The sequence below is a fragment of the Pseudomonas sp. GM80 genome, from assembly GCF_000282515.1.
Taxonomy (GTDB): domain Bacteria; phylum Pseudomonadota; class Gammaproteobacteria; order Pseudomonadales; family Pseudomonadaceae; genus Aquipseudomonas.
In genome coordinates this window covers 79,321-99,040 of the sequence record NZ_AKJD01000167.1, presented here as the reverse complement: position 1 = coordinate 99,040, position 19,720 = coordinate 79,321, and the positions used below count along the sequence as shown (strand labels likewise).

18 protein-coding genes are annotated in these 19,720 nt (G+C 59.3%); 12 read left to right on the top strand and 6 right to left on the bottom strand.

Features of this window, described 5'->3' with window-relative positions; all coding sequences use genetic code 11:
* Positions 1 to 310: 310 nt before the first annotated feature.
* From PMI37_RS23605 to PMI37_RS23595, 3 genes are all read left to right on the top strand, one after another.
* Positions 311 to 505, top strand: coding sequence for a hypothetical protein (locus PMI37_RS23605; protein ID WP_008085739.1), 195 nt, complete (start codon positions 311 to 313; stop codon positions 503 to 505).
* 24 nt (positions 506 to 529) lie between these two features.
* Positions 530 to 712: a hypothetical protein gene (locus tag PMI37_RS23600; RefSeq protein WP_008085737.1), complete on the top strand. Its 183-nt coding sequence runs from the start codon at positions 530 to 532 to the stop codon at positions 710 to 712.
* A gap of 252 nt (positions 713 to 964) precedes the next feature.
* Positions 965 to 2,245, top strand: a complete 1,281-nt coding sequence (locus PMI37_RS23595) for a serine/threonine transporter (protein ID WP_008085734.1) — start codon at positions 965 to 967, stop codon at positions 2,243 to 2,245.
* A 94-nt stretch (positions 2,246 to 2,339) separates the two neighbouring features.
* Here the strand turns inward: PMI37_RS23595 and PMI37_RS23590 are convergent, their stop codons facing one another.
* Together PMI37_RS23590 and moaA are read right to left on the bottom strand one after the other, a co-directional pair.
* On the bottom strand, positions 2,340 to 3,236 hold the full coding sequence (locus PMI37_RS23590; RefSeq protein ID WP_008085733.1) for a bestrophin family protein: 897 nt from the start codon (positions 3,234 to 3,236) through the stop codon (positions 2,340 to 2,342).
* Between the two features lie 36 nt (positions 3,237 to 3,272).
* A complete protein-coding gene (gene moaA / locus PMI37_RS23585; RefSeq protein WP_008085731.1) occupies positions 3,273 to 4,271 on the bottom strand; it encodes a GTP 3',8-cyclase MoaA in 999 nt (332 codons plus the stop codon).
* Positions 4,272 to 4,626: 355 nt separating this feature from the next.
* On the opposite strand from moaA, the gene PMI37_RS23580 reads away from it, so the two are divergent.
* The 6 genes from PMI37_RS23580 (at position 4,627) to PMI37_RS23560 (ending at position 13,750) form a co-directional block, all read left to right on the top strand.
* A complete protein-coding gene (locus tag PMI37_RS23580; RefSeq protein ID WP_008085729.1) occupies positions 4,627 to 6,951 on the top strand; it encodes an FdhF/YdeP family oxidoreductase in 2,325 nt (774 codons plus the stop codon).
* A 106-nt stretch (positions 6,952 to 7,057) separates the two neighbouring features.
* Positions 7,058 to 8,473: a cytochrome ubiquinol oxidase subunit I gene (locus tag PMI37_RS23575; protein WP_008085728.1), complete on the top strand. Its 1,416-nt coding sequence runs from the start codon at positions 7,058 to 7,060 to the stop codon at positions 8,471 to 8,473.
* Between the two features lie 17 nt (positions 8,474 to 8,490).
* Positions 8,491 to 9,507 (top strand): cytochrome d ubiquinol oxidase subunit II, encoded by a 1,017-nt coding sequence (gene cydB, locus PMI37_RS23570; RefSeq protein ID WP_008085726.1) that lies wholly within the window; start codon positions 8,491 to 8,493, stop codon positions 9,505 to 9,507.
* Entirely contained in the window at positions 9,494 to 9,649 is a 156-nt protein-coding gene (locus PMI37_RS31495) for a DUF2474 domain-containing protein (protein ID WP_008085724.1), read from the top strand. The genes cydB and PMI37_RS31495 overlap by 14 nt, the downstream gene beginning before the upstream one ends.
* A 359-nt stretch (positions 9,650 to 10,008) precedes the next feature.
* Positions 10,009 to 12,396, top strand: coding sequence for a TonB-dependent receptor plug domain-containing protein (locus PMI37_RS23565; RefSeq protein ID WP_008085722.1), 2,388 nt, complete (start codon positions 10,009 to 10,011; stop codon positions 12,394 to 12,396).
* A complete protein-coding gene (locus PMI37_RS23560; RefSeq protein ID WP_008085719.1) occupies positions 12,386 to 13,750 on the top strand; it encodes an APC family permease in 1,365 nt (454 codons plus the stop codon). The genes PMI37_RS23565 and PMI37_RS23560 overlap by 11 nt, the downstream gene beginning before the upstream one ends.
* Here the strand turns inward: PMI37_RS23560 and PMI37_RS23555 are convergent.
* Entirely contained in the window at positions 13,747 to 14,208 is a 462-nt protein-coding gene (locus PMI37_RS23555; RefSeq protein WP_008085717.1) for a DUF3574 domain-containing protein, read from the bottom strand. The genes PMI37_RS23560 and PMI37_RS23555 overlap by 4 nt on opposite strands.
* A 520-nt stretch (positions 14,209 to 14,728) precedes the next feature.
* Positions 14,729 to 17,107 (bottom strand): DUF3772 domain-containing protein, encoded by a 2,379-nt coding sequence (locus PMI37_RS23550; protein WP_008085715.1) that lies wholly within the window; start codon positions 17,105 to 17,107, stop codon positions 14,729 to 14,731.
* A 239-nt stretch (positions 17,108 to 17,346) separates the two neighbouring features.
* Here PMI37_RS23550 and PMI37_RS23545 point away from each other — a divergent pair, with 239 nt between their 5' ends.
* Entirely contained in the window at positions 17,347 to 17,802 is a 456-nt protein-coding gene (locus PMI37_RS23545) for a GNAT family N-acetyltransferase (protein WP_008085713.1), read from the top strand.
* Here the strand turns inward: PMI37_RS23545 and PMI37_RS23540 are convergent.
* Together PMI37_RS23540 and PMI37_RS23535 are read right to left on the bottom strand one after the other, a co-directional pair.
* Positions 17,777 to 18,226, bottom strand: coding sequence for a DUF6678 family protein (locus tag PMI37_RS23540; protein ID WP_008085711.1), 450 nt, complete (start codon positions 18,224 to 18,226; stop codon positions 17,777 to 17,779). The genes PMI37_RS23545 and PMI37_RS23540 overlap by 26 nt on opposite strands.
* 99 nt (positions 18,227 to 18,325) lie before the next feature.
* Positions 18,326 to 18,784: a metallophosphoesterase family protein gene (locus PMI37_RS23535; protein WP_008085709.1), complete on the bottom strand. Its 459-nt coding sequence runs from the start codon at positions 18,782 to 18,784 to the stop codon at positions 18,326 to 18,328.
* A gap of 140 nt (positions 18,785 to 18,924) precedes the next feature.
* On the opposite strand from PMI37_RS23535, the gene PMI37_RS23530 reads away from it, so the two are divergent.
* Both PMI37_RS23530 and PMI37_RS23525 read left to right on the top strand, forming a co-directional pair.
* Complete coding sequence (locus PMI37_RS23530; RefSeq protein WP_008085707.1) at positions 18,925 to 19,278, top strand: hypothetical protein; 354 nt, start codon at positions 18,925 to 18,927, stop codon at positions 19,276 to 19,278.
* Positions 19,279 to 19,447: 169 nt separating this feature from the next.
* Positions 19,448 to 19,711: a hypothetical protein gene (locus PMI37_RS23525; RefSeq protein ID WP_045123269.1), complete on the top strand. Its 264-nt coding sequence runs from the start codon at positions 19,448 to 19,450 to the stop codon at positions 19,709 to 19,711.
* Positions 19,712 to 19,720: the final 9 nt, after the last annotated feature.

Sequence of the window (19,720 nt, the reverse complement as noted above, 5' to 3'; positions counted from 1 at the left end):
AGGATGTTGACTGGGCTGGCCTTATCGCGAGCAGGCTCACTCCTACAGGGATTTGGTCACATAACCCTGTGGGAGCTGGCTTGCCAGCGATGGGGCCGGCAGCCTTCATGCAGCAGCGTTCTTTTCCTGCAATCCGTCAGACGATTCGCTGATTGTTGGCTATGGCAACGTCGTATGAGACGGCCTACCTGACTCTAGGACATTGCCTACAAAACCGCCGGATTCATCCGCTATCTGACAGGTGATGAATACGAAACTATTGAGGGGCACAAAGCAAAAGGCAGTCAGTGCCAACAGCCAAGGAAGGCGCATGCTTCAGAATGATCGGGAAAATCTTGAACTCGAACGGCTGCAAAATGAAATACGCAAACTCGTTGTCGAGAGACTCAAGCTCATGGCGGAGGAACGCAAGTTCAAGCGAGAAAAATTCTGGTATCCCGTTGACGTCGGTACGGGGGTGTTAACCGCGATTGCCGCAGTATTCAGCCTTTTGGCAAAGCTCTAACCAAACCCACAGAGGAGAATGATCATGACCCTGGAAGAACGCGTTGCCAGAATTGAACGTCTGTATCGAGAGGACGTTGAACTTGCCGAACGAGCGCAAGACCTTTCCCCAGCGGAAATTCGTTCCGAGCTGTTCAGGTTCAGCATGGGCGCATTATTTGCCTTGGTGGTGCTCACCCTCGGGACGATAGTGCTCCGTTCGCTTTGAAACGTGTCCTGAGCAGACCGGGAACAGAAACGGGTCTGAAAACGACATTTGACGTGCTCATTGCCGACAGCCATTTTCCCAAAAACGACATCCCGCCGATCTGATCCGTACAACCATTCCTCAGCTAAGTCTTTGCTTCTGCTGATTTATCGCGGAGAATCGCGCCCCTGTTTCGGCCGGAGCATGTCTGTCGGTTTTTTCCGACGCGTCCTGACCGAGTGGCAAGTGACCGGAATGCGGAGATCCGACCGGATGAATGATCAGGCCAAAAGCGTCGACCAGCGCTTTGAAGCAGCAGCACCAGCCGAGCTGTCGAGCTGGAATCGCCAGGACACCACCTGGATGTTGGGACTGTTTGGGACGGCCATCGGCGCCGGCACCCTGTTTTTGCCGATCAATGCGGGTCTGGGCGGCTTCTGGCCGCTGGTGATCCTCGCGCTGCTGGCGTTCCCGATGACGTTCTACGCTCACCGTGGCCTGACCCGTTTTGTGCTGTCCGGCCGCGAAGGCGCCGACATCACTGATGTGGTCGAAGAGCATTTCGGCATCAAGGCCGGTGCGCTGATCACGCTGCTGTATTTCTTCGCGATCTTCCCGATCCTGCTGATCTACAGCGTCGGCCTGACCAACACGGTCGCCAGTTTCCTCGAACACCAACTGCACATCACACCGCCGCCGCGCGTCTGGCTGTCGTTGGTGCTGATCCTCGGCCTGCTGGCCGTGGTGCGTTGCGGCGAGCAGGCGATCGTCAAGGCCATGAGCCTGATGGTTTATCCGTTTATCGTCGCGCTGCTGTTCCTTGCGGTGTACCTGATTCCGCACTGGAACGGCGGCATTCTCGCCACCGCTTCGCACGTGCCCGCACCGTCGGCGTTGCTGCACACGCTGTGGCTGGCGATTCCGGTGATGGTGTTCTCGTTCAACCACTCGCCGATCATCTCGGCGTTCGCGGTCGATCAGAAGCGTCGTTACGGCGTGCATGCCGAAGAGCGCAGCTCGCAGATCCTGTCTCGCGCCCACGCATTGATGGTGCTGATGGTGCTGTTCTTCGTATTCAGCTGCGTGTTGACCCTGTCGCCTGAGCAACTGGCGGAAGCGAAGGCGCAGAACCTGTCGATCCTGTCGTACCTGGCCAACCACTTCAGCAACCCGACCATCGCCTTCGCGGCGCCGTTGATTGCGTTTGTGGCGATCTCCAAATCCTTCCTCGGTCACTACATCGGTGCCAGCGAAGGCCTCAAAGGCCTGATCATCAAGAGCGGCAACCGCCCGAGCGCCAAGGCGCTGGACCGCATCGTGGCAGCGTTCATGCTGGTGGTGTGCTGGATCGTGGCAACGTGGAACCCGAGCATTCTGGGCATGATCGAGACCATCGGCGGCCCGGTGATCGCGGCGATTCTGTTCCTGATGCCGATGTACGCCATCCGTAAAGTGCCGGCAATGGCACGCTATCGTGGTCAGGCGTCCAACGTGTTTGTCACCGCGGTAGGCTTGGTGGCGATTTCGGCGCTGATTTATTCGCTGACGGCTTAAATATAAATAGCCAGACCTAAAGATCGCAGCCTGCGGCAGCCCCTACAGAGATAAAGGTAGGAGCTGCCGCAGGCTGCGATCTTTTTTTACATCCTCAACTCAGAACGTAATCGACCGGTTTCAGCGCCGGCGGCACCTCTGCCCCCAGTTCCGCCAGGACATCGCGCTCGATACTGCGCACCAGCGCATCGGTCGGAAGATCGTTTTCATCGCGGCCAAACGGGTCTTCCAGCTCATCGGCAATCGCATCCAGACCAAAAAACGTGTAGCTGACAATCGCCGTGAACAGCGGCGTCAGCCAGCCCAGCGGTTCGGCCATGGCGAACGGCAGCAGGATACAGAACAGATAAATCGTCCGGTGCAGCAGCAAGGTGTAGGGGAAAGGCAGCGGCGTATTCTTGATTCGCTCGCAGGTCGCCTGCGCCTGGGTGAGGCTGGTCAGATGGTTGGCCAGCAGCATGTAGCGCCACTCGCTCAGTTCACCGTTTTGATGCAAATCGGAACATTGCTGGCCAACCGTCTGCAGGATTCGCCCGCTGTAATCGGGCGTCTGCGCATCCGGTTTCGGCGTGATCCACGCGTTGCTGGCGTCGGCTTCGCTCTCTTTGCGCAGGCGTGCGTTGAGCGCATGGGCGAAACCGCACAGGTTGAGCAGCAACGGCTGGCGCTCGGCAGACTCACGGATGACGTGGGTTTCGCGGATCACCGAGCGAATGTGCACGATCACCTCGCCCCAGGCCTTGCGCGCTTCGTACCAGCGGTCATAACAGGCGTTGTTGCGAAAATTCATGAAGATCGACAGCGACAACCCCAGCAAGGTGAACGGCGTGGCGTTGACCTTGGTGAAGTTGCTCGGGTGCAGGATTTCGATCAGCACAATGGCCGAGGCCAGCAGGGTGACCATCAAGGTGCGCAGGGCGATGCGCTTGGCAATCGAGCCTTTGAGGGTGAAGAGAATGGCGAATTGGTTGACCTTGGGTCTGATGATCATGCTGTGCGGTTCCGATAACCCATGGAAAATGGCGGTTCAGCCGCCGGTCATGTTCATGAAACGTACGACCTGGACGTCGTCGTTGACTTCGAAATTGTGCCGATAGGGCTTGAGTTTCATCGCCTCGATGATGGCTTTCTCCAACCGCTGCGGCTGCCCCGGATGCGCGCGCAACACGGCCTTCAAGTCCACCGAGTGCTCGTTACCCAGACACAGTAGCAGGCGACCCTCAACCGTCAGCCGCACGCGGTTGCAGGTGCCGCAAAAATTGTGGCTGTGCGGCGAGATGAAACCCAGACGAATATCCGGCGCCTCGGCCAGCCGCCAGTAGCGTGACGGGCCTTGAGTCGACTCGGCAGAGTCGATCAGGGTGTAGCGCTCGGCGATCTTTTCGCGCACCTGCGCACTGGAGAAAAACGACTCCGCACGGCTGTGTTCGCTGATGATCCCCAAGGGCATTTCTTCAATGAAAGAGACGTCCAGCTGGCGGTCGATCGCGAAGCTGACCAGGTCGTTGATCTCCTGATCGTTGCGCCCCTGCATCACCACGACATTGAGTTTAGTGCGGGTAAAACCGGCCTTGCGTGCGGCATCGATGCCGTTGATCACCTGCGCTAGATCGCCGGTGCGGGTCATCTGCTGGAAGCGCTGCGGGTCGAGGCTGTCGAGGCTGATGTTCAGACGCTTGACCCCGGCATCGAACAGCGGCACCGCGAGTTTGCCCAGTTGCGAACCGTTGGTGGTCATGCACAGTTCACGCAGGCCGGGCAGGGCGGCGATTTGCTCGCACAGCTTGACCACGCCCGGACGGATCAGCGGCTCGCCGCCGGTGAGGCGAATCTTGCGGGTGCCCAGGGCAACAAAACTCTGCGCCAGTTGATAGATCTCCTCCAACGTCAGCACTTGCTGGCGTGGCAGAAACTGCATGTCTTCCGCCATGCAATAAACGCAGCGAAAGTCGCAGCGGTCGGTCACCGACATGCGCAGATAGTCGACGCGGCGGTTGTAACCATCGATCAAGACACGCTCTGACATGACAGCCTCGCAAGTATCAAAACAGCGGATGAAAAGGGTGAGTCAGCGCAGGTTATGAGTAACTTCTCAAGGCGTCCAATCACTGTTAATGACTGGCTGATTGATGCCGTCGATGATGAAATTATTTTCGCGAAAAGTTGCTGATTTAGTTTCGCAAGGTACCGTAAATAAAGGGTTTTTCTGCGTGATAGATGTTTTCGATAGTGCAGTCATTAATAGCGATTAGACAATAATTTGTATCGGTTCATATCCTTGCCCCGGCAAATCAAACGACGACTTTTTTACCCTTGAAAGTCGGCCGTCGTTGTTTAACCGAATCAGGTTTATGCCTGTGTGCATCGTCATGGAGAGTCCCATGTCACAAGTCGACCGTTACAAACCCTACAAAGGCGCCGCTGCCGGTTGGGGCGCTGTCATCAGCCTGACCAAATCCTGGCTGGGCAGCGAAAACGCCCTGAAAAACATCCGCGCCATGCTCAAGACCAACCAGAACGGCGGCTTCGACTGCCCGGGCTGCGCCTGGGGTGAGGCGCCGGGGGCGAGCATGTTGAAGTTCTGCGAGAACGGCGCCAAAGCGGTGAACTGGGAAGCGACCGGGCGTTTGGTCGACCCGGCATTCTTCAACAAGTACACGGTGTCGAGCCTGGCCGAGCAGAGCGACTACTGGCTGGAATATCAGGGCCGCCTGACCCACCCGATGCGCTACGACGCGCGGGTCGACCGCTATGTGGAAATCAGCTGGGAGGACGCTTTCGCACTGATCGCCGACCACCTGAAAAATCTGAAATCGCCTCATGAGGCTGAGTTCTACACCTCGGGCCGTGCCAGCAACGAAGCGGCGTTTCTCTATCAATTGTTCGTCCGTGCGTTTGGCACCAACAACTTCCCCGACTGCTCGAACATGTGCCACGAGGCCAGTGCGGTGAGCATGAACGAGACCTTGGGCGTCGGCAAAGGCACCGTGGTCTACGAGGATCTGCACCACGCCGATGCAATCTTCGTCATCGGTCAGAACCCCGGCACCAACCACCCGCGCATGCTCGAACCGCTGCGTGAAGCGGTGAAGCGCGGCGCTCAGGTGGTGTGCATCAACCCGCTGAAAGAGCGTGGCCTGGAGCGTTTCCAGAACCCGCAAAACCCGCTCGAAATGCTCAGCAACGGCTGGGAAGCGACCAACACCGCGTACTTCCGCCCGGCGCTGGGTGGCGACATGGCGATGATTCGCGGCATGGTCAAATTCCTTCTGCAGTGGGAGCGTGAAGCGCAAGTGACTGGCGGCGAACCGGTGTTCGATCACACGTTCATTGCCGAGCACACCACGGGGCTGGACAGCTATCTGGCGGAAGTCGAGGCGACCAGTTGGGAGCATATTCTCGAACAATCCGGCGTGCCGTTGCATGACATCGAACTGGCCGCGCGCATGTATGGCCGCGCCAAAAGCGTGATCATGTGCTGGGCCATGGGCCTGACCCAACACGTGCATTCGGTGGCGACCTTGCAGGAAGTCATCAACCTGCAACTGCTGCGCGGCAACGTCGGCCGTCCGGGCGCCGGGCTTTCCCCGGTGCGCGGGCACAGCAACGTACAGGGCGACCGCACCATGGGCATCAATGAACTGGCGCCGGCAGACTTGATGGACGCGCTGGAAAAACGTTTCAACTTCGACGTGCCACGCATGCACGGGCACAACACGGTGATGGCGATCGGCGCCATGGAACGTGGCGAAGCCAAGGTGTTCATCGGTCTGGGCGGCAACTTTGCCCAAGCCACGCCGGACACCCCGCGCACCCACGCCGCCATGCGCAAACTCGACCTGACGGTGCACATCGCCACCAAGCTCAACCGCAGCCACTTGGTCACCGGTCACGACGCGTTGATCCTGCCATGCCTGGGGCGTACCGACATCGATATCCAGGCCGAAGGTCCGCAAGGGGTGACCGTCGAAGACACGTTCAGCATGGTGCACTTGTCGTTCGGTCAGTTGAAACCGAAGTCGGCGCACTTGAAGTCCGAGCCGGCGATCATTGCCGGGATCGCCGCCGCGACGCTGGGCAAGCATCCGATCGACTGGGAATGGGTGGTGGGCGACTACGGGCGCATCCGCAACCTGATTGCCGATGTGATTCCGGGCTTCGAAAACTTCAATGAAAAACTGTTGATTCCGGGTGGCTTCCACCTCGGCAACGACGCCTCGGATCGAGTCTGGAACACCGCCAGCGGCAAGGCCCAGTTCACTCCGTGCGTGCTGCCGGAACACCTGATCAGCGAAGGTGTGCGCAACCTGCCGGTCAAGCCGCATCTGATCCTGCAGACCATGCGTTCCCACGATCAGTACAACACCACGCTGTACGGCCTCGATGATCGGTATCGCGGGGTTTACGGCATGCGCGACGTGATCTTCGCCAACGAGCAGGACATTCAGCGCCTGGGTTTCGAACCGGGGCAGAAGGTTGATCTGGTGGCGCTGTGGGATGACGAACGCGAGCGTCGGGTCAGCGGTTTTACCCTGATCGCCTACGACATTCCGGCAGGGCAGGCGGCTGCGTACTACCCGGAGACCAACCCGTTGGTGCCGCTGGAAAGCTATGGCGAGCGGACGTACACGCCGACTTCCAAGTTCGTGGCGATCCGCCTCGAAGCCGCTAAGGTCAGCAACCTGATCCCGTCGTCGGCGGCGTAACCCGCAACCCATAAAAACACTGGCAATTTGACTGGCTGCAGGCGTTCGCGCCTGGCGGTGGCCCGGGTTCGTGCTGCCGCTTTTCAGCCTGGATGAGGACATCATCATGTTTAACCTGGAGGCACTGGACCTGGCGCGCATTCAATTCGCGTTCACGGTTTCGTTCCACATTATTTTCCCGGCGATCACAATTGGCCTGGCGAGTTTCCTCGCGGTACTCGAAGGCCTGTGGCTGAAAACCCGTAACGACACGTACCGCGATCTTTACCATTTCTGGTCGAAGATTTTCGCGGTCAACTTCGGCATGGGCGTGGTCTCGGGGCTGGTCATGGCGTACCAGTTTGGCACCAACTGGAGCGGCTTTTCGGATTTCGCCGGGAGCATCACCGGGCCGCTATTGACCTATGAAGTGCTGACCGCATTCTTCCTTGAGGCGGGGTTCCTCGGGGTGATGCTGTTCGGCTGGAACCGCGTCGGCCGTGGCTTGCACTTCTTCGCCACAGTGATGGTGGCGATCGGCACGCTGATTTCGACCTTCTGGATTCTGGCGTCCAACAGCTGGATGCAAACGCCGCAGGGCTTCGAAATCGTCGATGGCCGGGTGATGCCGCTGGATTGGCTGGCCATCGTCTTCAACCCGTCATTCCCGTTCCGTCTGGCGCACATGGCGATTGCCGCGTTCGTGGCGACATCGTTTTTTGTCGGTGCGTCCGCTGCCTGGCATTTGCTGCGCGGTAACAACACCGCGCCGGTGCGCAAGATGTTTTCCATGGCGTTATGGATGGCGTTGATCGTTGCGCCGATTCAAGCGGTGGTCGGTGACGCCCACGGTTTGAACACGCTGGAGCATCAACCGGCGAAGATCGCGGCCATCGAAGGCCACTGGGAAAACGCCGACAACGGCCCGACGCCGCTGGTGCTGTTTGGTATCCCGGACATGGCGGTGGAGAAGACCAGATACGCGCTGGAAATCCCCTACCTGGGCAGCCTGATCCTCACTCACAGCCTCGACAAGCAGATCCCGGCGCTGAAGAGTTTCCCGAAAGAAGACCGCCCGAACTCGACCGTGATCTTCTGGAGCTTTCGCGTGATGGCCGGGCTGGGGATGTTGATGATCCTCGTTGGTTTGCTGGGGTTGGCGCTGCGCCGTGGCGGCAAGCTTTATGGTCATCGCGGCTTTCAGCGACTGGTGTTGGTGATGGGGCCGAGCGGCTTGATTGCGCTGCTGGCCGGTTGGATTACCACAGAAGTCGGGCGTCAGCCGTGGGTGGTTTATGGCTTGCTGCGCACGCACGACGCGGCATCGCATCACTCGGTGGCGCAGATGAGCACATCGCTGGCGCTGTTCGTGGTGATCTATTTCACGGTGTTCACCGTGGGCATCGGCTACATGATGAAACTGGTGAAAAAAGGCCCGCAGCCGCACCACGAACATCCGCCTGAAGGCGACCAGACACAGACACCGCGTCGACCGCTTTCGGCCGCGACCACTCCCCTCGAATCCACGACCTCGGTCCACTGATAAAGGAGCATTGAGTCATGGGTATTCAAGGTATCGATCTCTCGTTGATCTGGGGCGTCATCATCGCCTTCGGGGTGATGATGTACGTGATCATGGACGGTTTCGATCTGGGCCTCGGGATCCTGTTTCCGCTGATCCCGGACGAGCAGGAACGCGATGTGATGATGAACACCGTCGCGCCGGTCTGGGACGGTAACGAAACGTGGCTGGTGCTCGGTGGCGCGGCATTGTACGGCGCGTTTCCGCTGGCGTACGGGGTGATTCTGGAGGCGCTGTACCTGCCGCTGATCTTCATGCTCTGCGGGCTGATTTTTCGCGGTGTGGCGTTCGAGTTCCGCTTCAAGTCTTCGCCGCAGAAACGCCACTGGTGGGACAAGGCGTTCATCGGCGGCTCGCTGCTGGCGACGTTCTCGCAGGGCGTGGCGATCGGCGCGTACGTGGCCGGGATTCCGGTGCTCAATCGGCAGTTTGCCGGTGGCGGTCTCGATTGGCTGGCGCCGTTCCCGCTGGTGTGTGGCGTTGGCCTGGTGGTGGCGTATGCGTTGCTCGGCAGCACCTGGTTGCTGGTCAAGACTGAAGGCATGCTCGAATCGCGGATGCGTCATTACACACGTCCGCTGGCCTGGTTGCTGATGGCGATGGTAGGGGTGATTGGCGTGTGGACGCTGCAACTGCATCCGGAGCTTGCGACGCGCTGGTCGACCCACGGCCATCTGCAAGTGTTTGCCGGGTTGGTGGTGTTGGCGCTGCTGGCGGTGTTCGGCTTACTGCGCTCGTTGCGGCAGCGTCATACGCACTGGCCGTTCGTGTTCACCCTGGTGCTGATGTTCCTCGGTTACATCGGTCTGGCGCTGAGCATCTGGCCGAATATCATCCCTCCGTCGGTGAGCATCTGGGCCGCAGCGTCACCGCCATCGAGCCAGTTGTTCGCGTTGATCGGCGCGCTGTTCATCCTGCCGGTGATCCTGATGTACACCTTCTGGAGCTACTACGTATTCCGCGGCAAAGTGAGGATTGGCGATGGCTACCATTGATTCGCGTGAAGTGAAAACCAGCCGCTGGTACAAGCGTCTGGGCTGGCTGTTGTTGATCTGGTTTGGCAGCGTGGTGTCGCTGGCGATTGTCGCAAGCCTGCTGAAACTGGCGATGTACGCGGCGGGAATGAGAACCCACTGATAATAAAAAAACCGGAGCCTGGCTCCGGTTTTTTATGGTCGGCAGTTTCTCTGAAAGTTGCTGCTTAGTTGCTTTTAGTGTTCCTCCAGCAACACTTGTGTTGCGCCCTATACAGTCGGCAAGGGCGATATAACCTAAGCGTTATTGGTTCTTTTGAGCGGGCGCGCGGCTCCTCTAGCATGGGCTCATGGGGCGTTTTTTGACTTTGGGGTTCATAGACTTGGTTGCTTGTCTGGCAACTAACCCGTTGCACTGCCTATCGCATTTCTAAAACTACAGCAGACATTGCCGTGCACTGATTGCCGACCAACTTTTGGTAGGCGGGGCCGGGTATTAGCTGCGATTCAAGGAGCTGTTACATGCATTACCGTTCCCGTTCATTACTGGCGGCCGCTGTCGTGACCGCCATCTGGCAACTGCCCGCCAAAGCCGAAGAATCCGCTGCGCGTTCCGAAGAGGGCGCGCGCCTGGACACGGTGTTGGTCACCGGCAGCCGAGGCACCGCGCGCACCGTGCTCGATTCGCCGGTACCAGTCGATGTGCTGACCGCCGAAGACCTCAAATCCGCCGGCGCTGCCGACGGTGAACTGGGCGCGGCCTTGCAGACACTGCTGCCGTCCTTCAGCCTGCCGCGCCAGTCCAACTCCGGCGGCGCCGACCACGTGCGCGCCGCACAACTGCGTGGCATGAGCCCGGATCAGGTGCTGGTGCTGGTCAACGGTAAACGCCGCCACACCTCGGCGGTGGTCAACGACTCCTCGAAAATCGGCCGGGGTACCGCGCCGGTCGACTTCAACTCAATCCCCATCAGCGCGATCAAACGCATCGAAGTGCTGCGTGACGGTGCCGGCGCGCAATACGGCTCCGATGCAATTGCCGGGGTGATCAACATCATCCTCGACGACGCCCCTGAAGGCGGCGAAGTGACCACCAGTTACGGCGCCTTTCACACCCATCAGGACGCTATCGGCAAAACCACCACCGACGGCCAGAACAGCGTGACCACCGCCAAGATTGGTACGCGCCTGGGCGAAGAGGGCGGCTTCGTTCGCGGCGGCACCGAGTACAAGGATCGCAACCCGACCAACCGCGCCGGTTTTGATGGCTTCGACGACACCCCGAACCAGCGCAACTACGTGATGGGCGACGGCCTCGCGCGGGACGTCAACCTTTGGTTCAACAGCGAGCTGCCGCTGGCCGGCGGCAAGGCCTACAGCTTCGGCACCTACAACCAGCGCCACACCACCGGCGCCGAATTCTATCGCTACCCCTACGAACAGCCACAGTTCTACCCCAACGGCTACCTGCCGCAATCGCTCGGCGACAACAAGGACGTCTCGGCCACCGCCGGTTTCAAAGGCATGATCGGCGACGACTGGGACTTCGACAGCAGCGTCACCCATGGTCGTAACCGCTTTGATGGATCGACCCGACGCACCCTCAACGTCAGCCTCGGCGAAGACTCGCCGACCAAGTTCGATACCGGCGATTACGAGCTGCGCCAGACCACCTCCAACCTCGATTTCAGCCGCGAATTGCGCCTCGGCGAGCGCTCGTTTGTGCTCGCGGTCGGCGGTGAATATCGCTACGAGAATTACCTGACCTACGCCGGCGACGAAGCTTCTTACATCGGCTCCGGCGCCGATGGTGCCAACGGCCTGCGCCCGAGCGAAGAGTCGGATCTGGATCGCAATGTGTTCGGCTCTTACGCCGAATTGTCCGGCGATCTCACCGACCGCTTCTTCGTCGACGCCGCCACGCGCTGGGAGCATTACGACGACGCCGGCAGCAAACTCACCGGCAAACTCAGCGGTCGCTACAAACTGACCGAGCAATGGGCCCTGCGCGGTGCGGTCTCGAACAACTTCCGCGCGCCGTCACTGGCGCAGAGTGGCTTCCAGAACACCACCAGCAACTTTGGCGACGGCGGCACGTTGACCGACATTCGCGTGCTCTCGGTCAACGACCCGATCGCCCGCGCACTGGGCGCGGAAAAGCTCGATCCGGAAACCTCGAAGAACTTCAGCCTGGGCCTGACCTTCCAGTTGAACGAACGCTTTGATGCGTCGCTGGACGTGTTCCGCATCGACGTCAAAGACCGCATCACCCTGTCGCAACGTATTGGCAGCGATGCGCTGGAAAACTACATCAACGACAACTTCGGCGTGGCCGGCGTGCACGACGTCAACTTTTTCACCAACGCCGCCGACACCAGCACCCACGGCGCCGAACTGGTGCTCAATTACCACCAACCGTTGTACGACGGGCAACTCGGCTTGACCACGGCGTACACCTATAACCACACCAAAGTCACCAGCACCAAAGGCACGCCATCGCAACTGACGGCGTTGGGCATCGGCAATGACGCACTGGTTGGCGTCGAAGAAACCAACACCCTGACCGACGCCGCGCCGAAGGACCGCTTCATCTTTTCCGCTAACTGGGCCAGCGAGCATTGGGGTTTGCTCGGGCGCCTGACGCGTCAGGGCGAGACCACTCGGGTGTTTGATTTCGGTGATTCGCAACCGGAGCAAACCTACGGCGCGGTGTGGCAGCTGGATGCCGAGGTGGCCTACAAATTCACGCCGAAATTCAACATCGCCGTGGGCGGCAACAACCTCACCGACAATTACCCGGAGCGTTCCGGTTCGGCGATCAACTACGGCGGCAACCTGCCGTACGACGTGCTCTCACCGATCGGCACCAACGGTGCTTACTACTACGCCCGCGCCACCTATGGTTTCTAACGCGGGGCCGGGGCGGCATCTGCCGGTTTTTCAGGCGCTGCTGATCACGCTGGGCATGGTGATCACCACCGACATCCTGAAAACCGCGCCGACCGTGGCGCTCAACGTCGGGCCGGAGCATTTCTACCTGGTGTGGGTGCTCGGCGGTGTGGCGTCGATGATTGGCGCGCTGTGTTTTGCCGAAATGGCCACGGCGTTTCCGCATCCGGGTGGCGACTACCATTTTCTGCGCACGGCGTATGGCGAACGCATGGGGTTTCTGTTTGCCTGGTCGCGGTTTTCGGTGATGCACACGGGCTGGATTGCGCTGTCGGCGTTCATGTTTGCCGATTACTTCAATGCGGTTGTGCCGTTGGGACAGTATGGCTCGGGACTGTTTGCCGGCGCGGTGATAGCGGCGTTGGTGCTGCTGAATCTGACGGGGAAACACATCGGGTTCATCACGCAGACATTGCTGGTGGGATTGCTTGCACTGGGTTTCTTGAGTATCGCCAGCGCCGGCGTGCTTCTGGCTTGGCAAGGTATTGAACCGCCGGTGCCGAACGTGTCGGTGCTGCCTGAAAACAGCGGTATGGCCGGGTTTTCGGCGGCGATGATTTTCGTGTTTCTGGCGTTTGGTGGCTGGAGCGATGCGGCAACATTATCGGCTGAAGTGCGTGACGGTCGGCGGGGGATTTTCATCGCCATGCTGGGGGCGCTGAGCGTGTTGATGATCATCTACCTGGCGCTCAATTGGGCGTTCGTCCAAGGCCTGGGATTCGCCGGGCTGGCGGCGAGCAATGCGCCGGCAGTGGAGCTGTTGAACCGCGCTTTTGGCGCGCCAGGGGTTATGCTGATTTTGCTGATGGTGGGCGTTGCCGCCATCGCCACCATCAACTCGACGCTGCTGGTGGGTGCTCGCACCACCTACGCTGCTGCTCGCGATGTGCCGCAGTTGCGCAGTTTTGGGAATTGGGATGATCGTCATGGCGTGCCGCGCAAGGCGTTGCTGGCCGAAGGCGCGGTGGCGTTGTTGCTGGTGTTGTTTGGCAGTTTTACCCAGAGCGGCTTCAACACCATGGTCGAGTACCTGACCCCGGTGTATTGGTTGTTTTTGAGTTTGAGCAGTGTCGCGCTGATCATTTTGCGCCGGCGCTTTCCGCTGGTGCCGAGGCCGGTGAGGGTGCCGTTGTATCCGCTGTTGCCGTTGCTGTTTTTTGGGTTGTGCCTGTACATGCTGTATTCCAGCGTGACTGTGGTCGGGTATGGGGCTTTTCTGGGGATTGGCGTGTTGCTGGTGGGCGCATTGATTCTGGCGGGGTTGAGTCGCGTGGCGTTGACGCCTCGGCAAGCTCCTGAACCGCTTTCGGACTAGAACGAAACCTGCGCCGGTTGCGACAGCCGCAGGACCGAAAGGTCGCCGGTGATGCGTTTGTACGCCAGTCGAATCGCTTCGATGTTGTTACCGTTTTTCGCACTGTTCTCATGCAAGATCACAATGACTTTGGTGCTCAAGCGCTCTGGCTCCTTCGCCCCGTGATCGCTCCACTGCCCGTAAGCATCGAGCACCGTGAAGCCGTCGGGAAAGCGCGGCGTCACTTCCTTGTCGAGAAACTCACGCCAGCGCGCCGGGTTGACTGCACCGTCCTTGCCATCAATCGACCCCACCGAGAAGTACAACTCGGTGCGCAACCATTGCGCCTGCGCCGGTCGTGCGGCGTCGCCTTGCAGGGTTGAACTGGCGGGATCATGGGTGTGAACGGACACAGGAGGAGGGCTGGCGCAACCGGCGACTGCGAGGAACAGTGCCGCCAGCAAAAGACGTTGAGGCATGGAACATCCTTATTGAGCGGTGGGTGAACATGGCGAGTATAAGGTTGCCCATTGATCGTTAATAAAGACCTAAAAAGCAGCCTGATAGGCGCTTCGGGAATAACTGATTCACCCCCCCCTGTAGGAGTGAGCCTGCTCGCGATAGCGCTGTGTCAGCCAACTCATTATTAGCTGACACGGCGCCATCGCGAGCAGGCTCACTCCTACAGGGGATTTGTGGCGTGGCACAGATTGCATTCACGCCGCATGACCTGTTGGAGATAGCATTCACGCCGCATAACCTGTGGGTGTCTGGCTTGCCAGCGATAGCGGTGTGTCAGCCAACTCATTATTAGCTGACACACCGCTATCGCGAGCAGGCTCACTCCTACAGGGGGGTTGTGGTGTGGTGCAGATTGCATTCACAGCGCATGACCTGTGGGAGTCTGGCTTGCCAGCGATAGCGGTGTGTCTGTCGCTGGAGATTTTGAATGGGTTGGCCCCTTCGCGGGCGAGCCCGCTCCCACAGGGATTGTGTCTGCTACGCACTCGGCGGCTTGGCCAGCGCAATCCCCGCCGCGCCCAATCGCTTGAGTATTTCGAACAGCAGATCACTTTTGGTCACACCGACAATCCTCGGGCTGCCCACATACCCGGTCACCGTCAACGTGATCCCGTCCGGCGACAGCTTGCTGAACCGAACAAACGGCGCCGGTTTATCGAGGATGGTTTCGTTCTCGCGGTAGGTGCCCAACAGCAGTTCCTTCACCTCCTCAGGGTCGATATCCAGCGGAAACATCAACTCCAGCGACGCCACGCCCTGAGCACTGCCACCCAGCGTAACGTTGCGCAGGTTCTGCGAGATCAGTTGCGAGTTCGGCACGATCACGATCGAGCGGTCGCTGAGCTGGATCTCCGTGGCGCGCACGTTGATCCGCCGGATATCGCCTTCGACACCACTGATGCTGATCAAATCACCGACCTTCACCGGCCGCTCAGTCAGCAGAATCAAACCCGAGACGAAGTTCTTCACGATCTCCTGCAAACCGAAACCAATGCCCACCGACAGCGCACTGACAATCCACGCCAGGTTGGTCCACTGCACGCCCAGCGACGACAGCGTCAGCAGGATCACAAAGGCATAGCCGATGTTGGAAAACAGCGTGCTCAACGACGCGCACATGCCCGGGTCCATGTCGGTCTTGGGCAGGAATTCATTGTCGAGCCAACGGCGCAAGGCGCGGATCAGCCAGATGCCGATCATCAGCGCCAGCACCGCGTTGAGCAGATGCGCCGGAACGATGTTGAATTTGCGCAACCCGGCGCCGCCGAGGATGGCCATGATGTTACTCGCCAACTGCCCGAGCGTGGTGCCGATGCCACCGACGAACAACGCAATCACCGCCAGCAGCAACAGGGCGGCGCGGCTGAATCCGGACAACAGAATCGAGATCTGATCGAGACGCCGATCGCCGATGCCGAGCAATTGTTTGAGCGCCTTGCCGCTCGCGTGTTTGGGCGAAAAAGCGTACTCGCAGCCGTCCTTGATCACCTGGATCAGCAGGTAGAAGCCCGATAGCACAATGTAGGCCCAGACCACTTCATAGGTGATGAAACGCGCCAGCGACACGTAGCCGGTGAGCAGTGCAATCGCCGAGACAAACATCGCGATACTGGCGATGGTGTACATCACCCCGGCAAACGTACTGTTCGCTTGCGGGTCATTGCCGGCCACCACCGCCTTGCGCACTTTGCCGACGCGCAACAGCAGCGTCACGACGATGACCATCACCACCATCGACGTCACACCGCGCCCGGCGAGCACGATCTGACTGCTCATGCCGGTGGCGTTGCATACCTGCACCAGCGTCACCAGCACCAGCAACGTGCCGGAGAGAATACGCGGGAAGCGTTTCAGCGCTTGCGCCACCTGATCATGAATCGCCGGCAGCCGCCATGAAGGATGATCGATCGACAACAACGCACGACTCAGCCCGGTGATCAGCACGCAGGCATACACAGCCTTTTCGAACTCTTCGGAAAACGTCGACAGCACGGGCGTCAGCGGCGCGTGGCGAGTCAGCGCGTAAAACAGCAAATGCAGGGCGAGGGCGGTGGTCGCAATCGTCGCCAGCGCCGAAGCAAACGCCAGTGCACTGCGGCGCAAACGCCCCTCGGGCACGCGATGAATGCAAAGCCAGGTCAGCCCGCGCTCGGCCAGACGCCGGCCGAACGTCCACACCACCAGCGCCAGCAGCACCAGCACCACGGTAAAAAAATAGCGCCCCGGTGCCCACACCGTGGCCCAGGTTTGGGCCACTTGATCGACGAAAAAGCCGAAGCGCTGACGATCGTCCAGCGAAGGCTTGACCAGTGGCGTCCAGAAATCCGGGTTCAGCACACTCTGCGTGCCCAGCGTCAGCTCGCTCTCCAGCAACGTGCGCCGAATCCCGGCGATTTGCGTAATTAGATCCGCCGCACTCTGCTTCAACGCCGCCAGACTTTTCAGCGTCCCATCAACCTTGTTCTTCTGCTCCGTCAACGCCGCACGCTGCGCGACGATGTCCGCTTGCTCGGCGGCGATTTCCGTATCCGGCGCCGCGCCCAGCACGCCCAATTGCACCGCCAACTGCGCCTGCTGCGGCAGCAACGCCGCCGACAATTTGTCGACGTCCAGAATAAACGCCTGCACCCGATCCTGCGGGCCTTCGAGCTGGTTGTAATTGTTCGCGGCGGAGATTTGCTGTTTGAGGCCATCGAGGCGCTGTTGCAGGGCCTGCAAGTCACTTTGCGAGATCACCGGGAGCGGGGTGGCAGCGGTCGCGGCAGGCGCCGGCAGATCGGCGGCCCACAGCGATGGACTGCCGGCGGCGAGCAGCATGAAAACGATAAGAAACAACGACTTCAGGGTGTGGCGCATGGGGCAGGCCGACTCTCGATTAACACACAACCTAAGAGGTTAGGTGATCAGGCCGGATGGGGCGGAAAAGTTTCACGGCAGGTAAGAAATGAGCAATGGCGCAAAATGCTGCCAAAATGTTCTATATCAGCCGTAGCACGGGCTCAACGCTGGTTTGTGATTACAGACTAAACCGCTGTAATGGCTGTCATTTGTCTGCGCGACACTCGTCTCGCCAATGATTGGGAGGACTTATCAGAATGGATTACCTGATTCGCACCGCGACCCCGGCAGATGCCTCGGCGATCAGCCGGGTCATCATCCATACGCTTCGCGAGTCCAACGCGCTGGACTATTCATCTGACATCATTGATCAGGTGGAGCAAAGTTTCTCGCCGCGAGCAGTCCTGGACTTGTTGGCCCGGCGTCAGGTCTTCGTGACCACGCTCGACGGTCATGTTGTGGCCACCGCGAGCCTTGATCACGACATTGTTCGCAGCGTGTTTGTCGATCCACGCCACCAAGGGCTGGCGGTCGGCAGACACCTCATGGAGCAGCTTCAAACAGCCGCCCTGAGCGCAGGTATCGACCTGCTGCGTGTGCCCTCGTCGATTACTGCCGAAGGCTTTTACGCGGCGCTGGGCTTCACGAAAGTCCGGGATGAGTACCATCAGGCGGAGCGCACGATCATCATGGCGAAGGCGCTGGAGCACTAGGAAAGTCGTCATAGGATTTGGGCAAGTATCCCCAGATTCTCAGGATGTCTGCGCGTACTTCAAACTCGAATCCAATGTGCGCCACAGCCCTCGATATCTCGTCGGTGTGGTCGATGATCTTGCGTGCCAGCAGTCGTCCTTCCGAGGGGGCCAGTTCCCATAAGCCGATGTCGAACCATTCGACGCCCGCAAAGGGAAACGGCAAATGGTAGAACCATTCGACGTCCCATTCCGAGATATATCCGTTGACGTACTTGGATCGATAGGACGGACGCCAGCCCTCAAGCCTGCGGAAATGGTCGATCAGTTCATCCCACTTGGTTGTATTCGCCGCACTTGCCAGGTTTCTTGCCGTGACCGCTGCGTGGATTTTCTTCCGTTTCGCCGCGTCATGCCTCGCGTTGGATCGGGGTAGTTCGCTCATGTTCGGTCGTGGCTTTCCTGGGGTTGATTGGGGAGTGGGCAATTTTGGCTCGGAAAACGATGATGTGCGAGCGCGCCAAGGCACAACCGAACTGGCGGGTCAGGGCAGCAGGTGAATCAGTTGTGGTTGCAGAGCATCAGCGCCCACGTCGAGCAGGGCGAGCGTCACCGGCAATTTGAAACGACGGCGACCGGCGCTGCCCGGGTTCAGGTAAAGCCGCTCACCACGCCATTCGATCAAGGGCTTGTGGGAATGGCCGGTGATGATCAGTCGGGTATGGTTGTCGAGGAGGGCGGGGACGTCGGCGATGTCGTGGATGAGTAGGGTTTGCCAGCCGTTGAGGTCGAGCGTGAGGTGGTCGGGGAGGTCATTTGCCCAAGGCAGATCCAGATCGTTATTGCCGCGCACGGCGTGGACTGGGGCGATTTGCGTCAATTGGCTGAGGATCTGCGCGCTGCCAATGTCGCCGGCGTGGAGGATGAGTTCAACGCCCTGGATCGCGGTCAGCGCCTCGGGGCGGAGCAGGCCGTGGGTGTCGGAGATGATGGCGGTTTTCATGGAGAGAGATTAGCAGGTTGGTCTGGAGGGCAGTATTCAGCCCGCGGGCATCAACGTTGATGAGGGATATCGTCGGTATACTCCTCGATCAGAAAACCTGGGATGCCGATTCCCTTGTTGATCTTTGGAAGGAACTTGCAATGCCTGCAGGCAAACGTGAACTGGCGCGGTTGGAGCGCCTGCTGATCACCACGCTGACCGAGGCGTGCGAAACAGCAAAAGGTGAAATCAAAGGCTTTACCTGGCTGACCCACACGGGTGACCTGAATGCAGTGGCTCACCCCCTGAAAGTGATCTGGGTGTTTGAAACGCTGGCCGACAGACAGCTCGCCCAAATTGAGGCAAAAGAGCGGATCTTCGAGCTGACGGCTATCGCGTTGAACGAGGCTGGTATCGAGCTGAAGCTTACCGATCGCAATGTCCGCTTCGACTCGGAGCAAGAGTGTCAGAACATTCAGGGCGGCGATTGGCAGAAGCGGCTGGCCAAGGACTAGGTGCTGGCATTCGGCGGCAAAATGGTCGGAGTCAGTCACTCATCTCCGAACGACGCACTCACGTCAAAACGCCGCAAAAGATTTTGAACCGCTCCCGGGCACGCTCACCTAATGATTAGCCCATGGATAATTCCACAGGCGATCTGCCAATACCGGCATGCTCCGAGAGGTGGTCAACGTGGCTAAAGACGATAAGAAAAGCAAAGGTGAAGCTTCCAAAGCCAGTAAGGAATTGAAAGACAAGAAGTCATCAACGACGAAGAAGGCTGCGGCGGCTTCGGCTCTTTCGAAATCCTCCGACAAGGATAAGAAAGACAAGAAAAAAGACGCCGAACCGAAAAAGTCTGCCAAGAAAGCTGATAGCAAGCCCGAAAAGGCCAAGAAATCTGAGAAATCAGAGAAGGCCGAAAAACCGGCGAAGAAGAAAAAGTAGTCTCTGCTG

What these genes read in the sequence shown, in the direction of transcription:
- cydB (WP_008085726.1), top strand. Translation starts at nt 8,491, where the DNA reads ATGGGTATTCAAGGTATCGATCTCTCGTTGATCTGGGGCGTCATCATC.
- PMI37_RS23565 (WP_008085722.1), top strand. Translation starts at nt 10,009, where the DNA reads ATGCATTACCGTTCCCGTTCATTACTGGCGGCCGCTGTCGTGACCGCC.
- PMI37_RS23540 (WP_008085711.1), bottom strand. Translation starts at nt 18,226, where the DNA reads ATGAGCGAACTACCCCGATCCAACGCGAGGCATGACGCGGCGAAACGG.
- PMI37_RS23580 (WP_008085729.1), top strand. Translation starts at nt 4,627, where the DNA reads ATGTCACAAGTCGACCGTTACAAACCCTACAAAGGCGCCGCTGCCGGT.
- PMI37_RS23575 (WP_008085728.1), top strand. Translation starts at nt 7,058, where the DNA reads ATGTTTAACCTGGAGGCACTGGACCTGGCGCGCATTCAATTCGCGTTC.
- PMI37_RS23555 (WP_008085717.1), bottom strand. Translation starts at nt 14,208, where the DNA reads ATGCCTCAACGTCTTTTGCTGGCGGCACTGTTCCTCGCAGTCGCCGGT.
- PMI37_RS23535 (WP_008085709.1), bottom strand. Translation starts at nt 18,784, where the DNA reads ATGAAAACCGCCATCATCTCCGACACCCACGGCCTGCTCCGCCCCGAG.
- PMI37_RS23590 (WP_008085733.1), bottom strand. Translation starts at nt 3,236, where the DNA reads ATGATCATCAGACCCAAGGTCAACCAATTCGCCATTCTCTTCACCCTC.
- PMI37_RS31495 (WP_008085724.1), top strand. Translation starts at nt 9,494, where the DNA reads ATGGCTACCATTGATTCGCGTGAAGTGAAAACCAGCCGCTGGTACAAG.
- PMI37_RS23600 (WP_008085737.1), top strand. Translation starts at nt 530, where the DNA reads ATGACCCTGGAAGAACGCGTTGCCAGAATTGAACGTCTGTATCGAGAG.
- PMI37_RS23595 (WP_008085734.1), top strand. Translation starts at nt 965, where the DNA reads ATGAATGATCAGGCCAAAAGCGTCGACCAGCGCTTTGAAGCAGCAGCA.
- moaA (WP_008085731.1), bottom strand. Translation starts at nt 4,271, where the DNA reads ATGTCAGAGCGTGTCTTGATCGATGGTTACAACCGCCGCGTCGACTAT.
- PMI37_RS23530 (WP_008085707.1), top strand. Translation starts at nt 18,925, where the DNA reads ATGCCTGCAGGCAAACGTGAACTGGCGCGGTTGGAGCGCCTGCTGATC.
- PMI37_RS23550 (WP_008085715.1), bottom strand. Translation starts at nt 17,107, where the DNA reads ATGCGCCACACCCTGAAGTCGTTGTTTCTTATCGTTTTCATGCTGCTC.
- PMI37_RS23545 (WP_008085713.1), top strand. Translation starts at nt 17,347, where the DNA reads ATGGATTACCTGATTCGCACCGCGACCCCGGCAGATGCCTCGGCGATC.
- PMI37_RS23605 (WP_008085739.1), top strand. Translation starts at nt 311, where the DNA reads ATGCTTCAGAATGATCGGGAAAATCTTGAACTCGAACGGCTGCAAAAT.
- PMI37_RS23560 (WP_008085719.1), top strand. Translation starts at nt 12,386, where the DNA reads ATGGTTTCTAACGCGGGGCCGGGGCGGCATCTGCCGGTTTTTCAGGCG.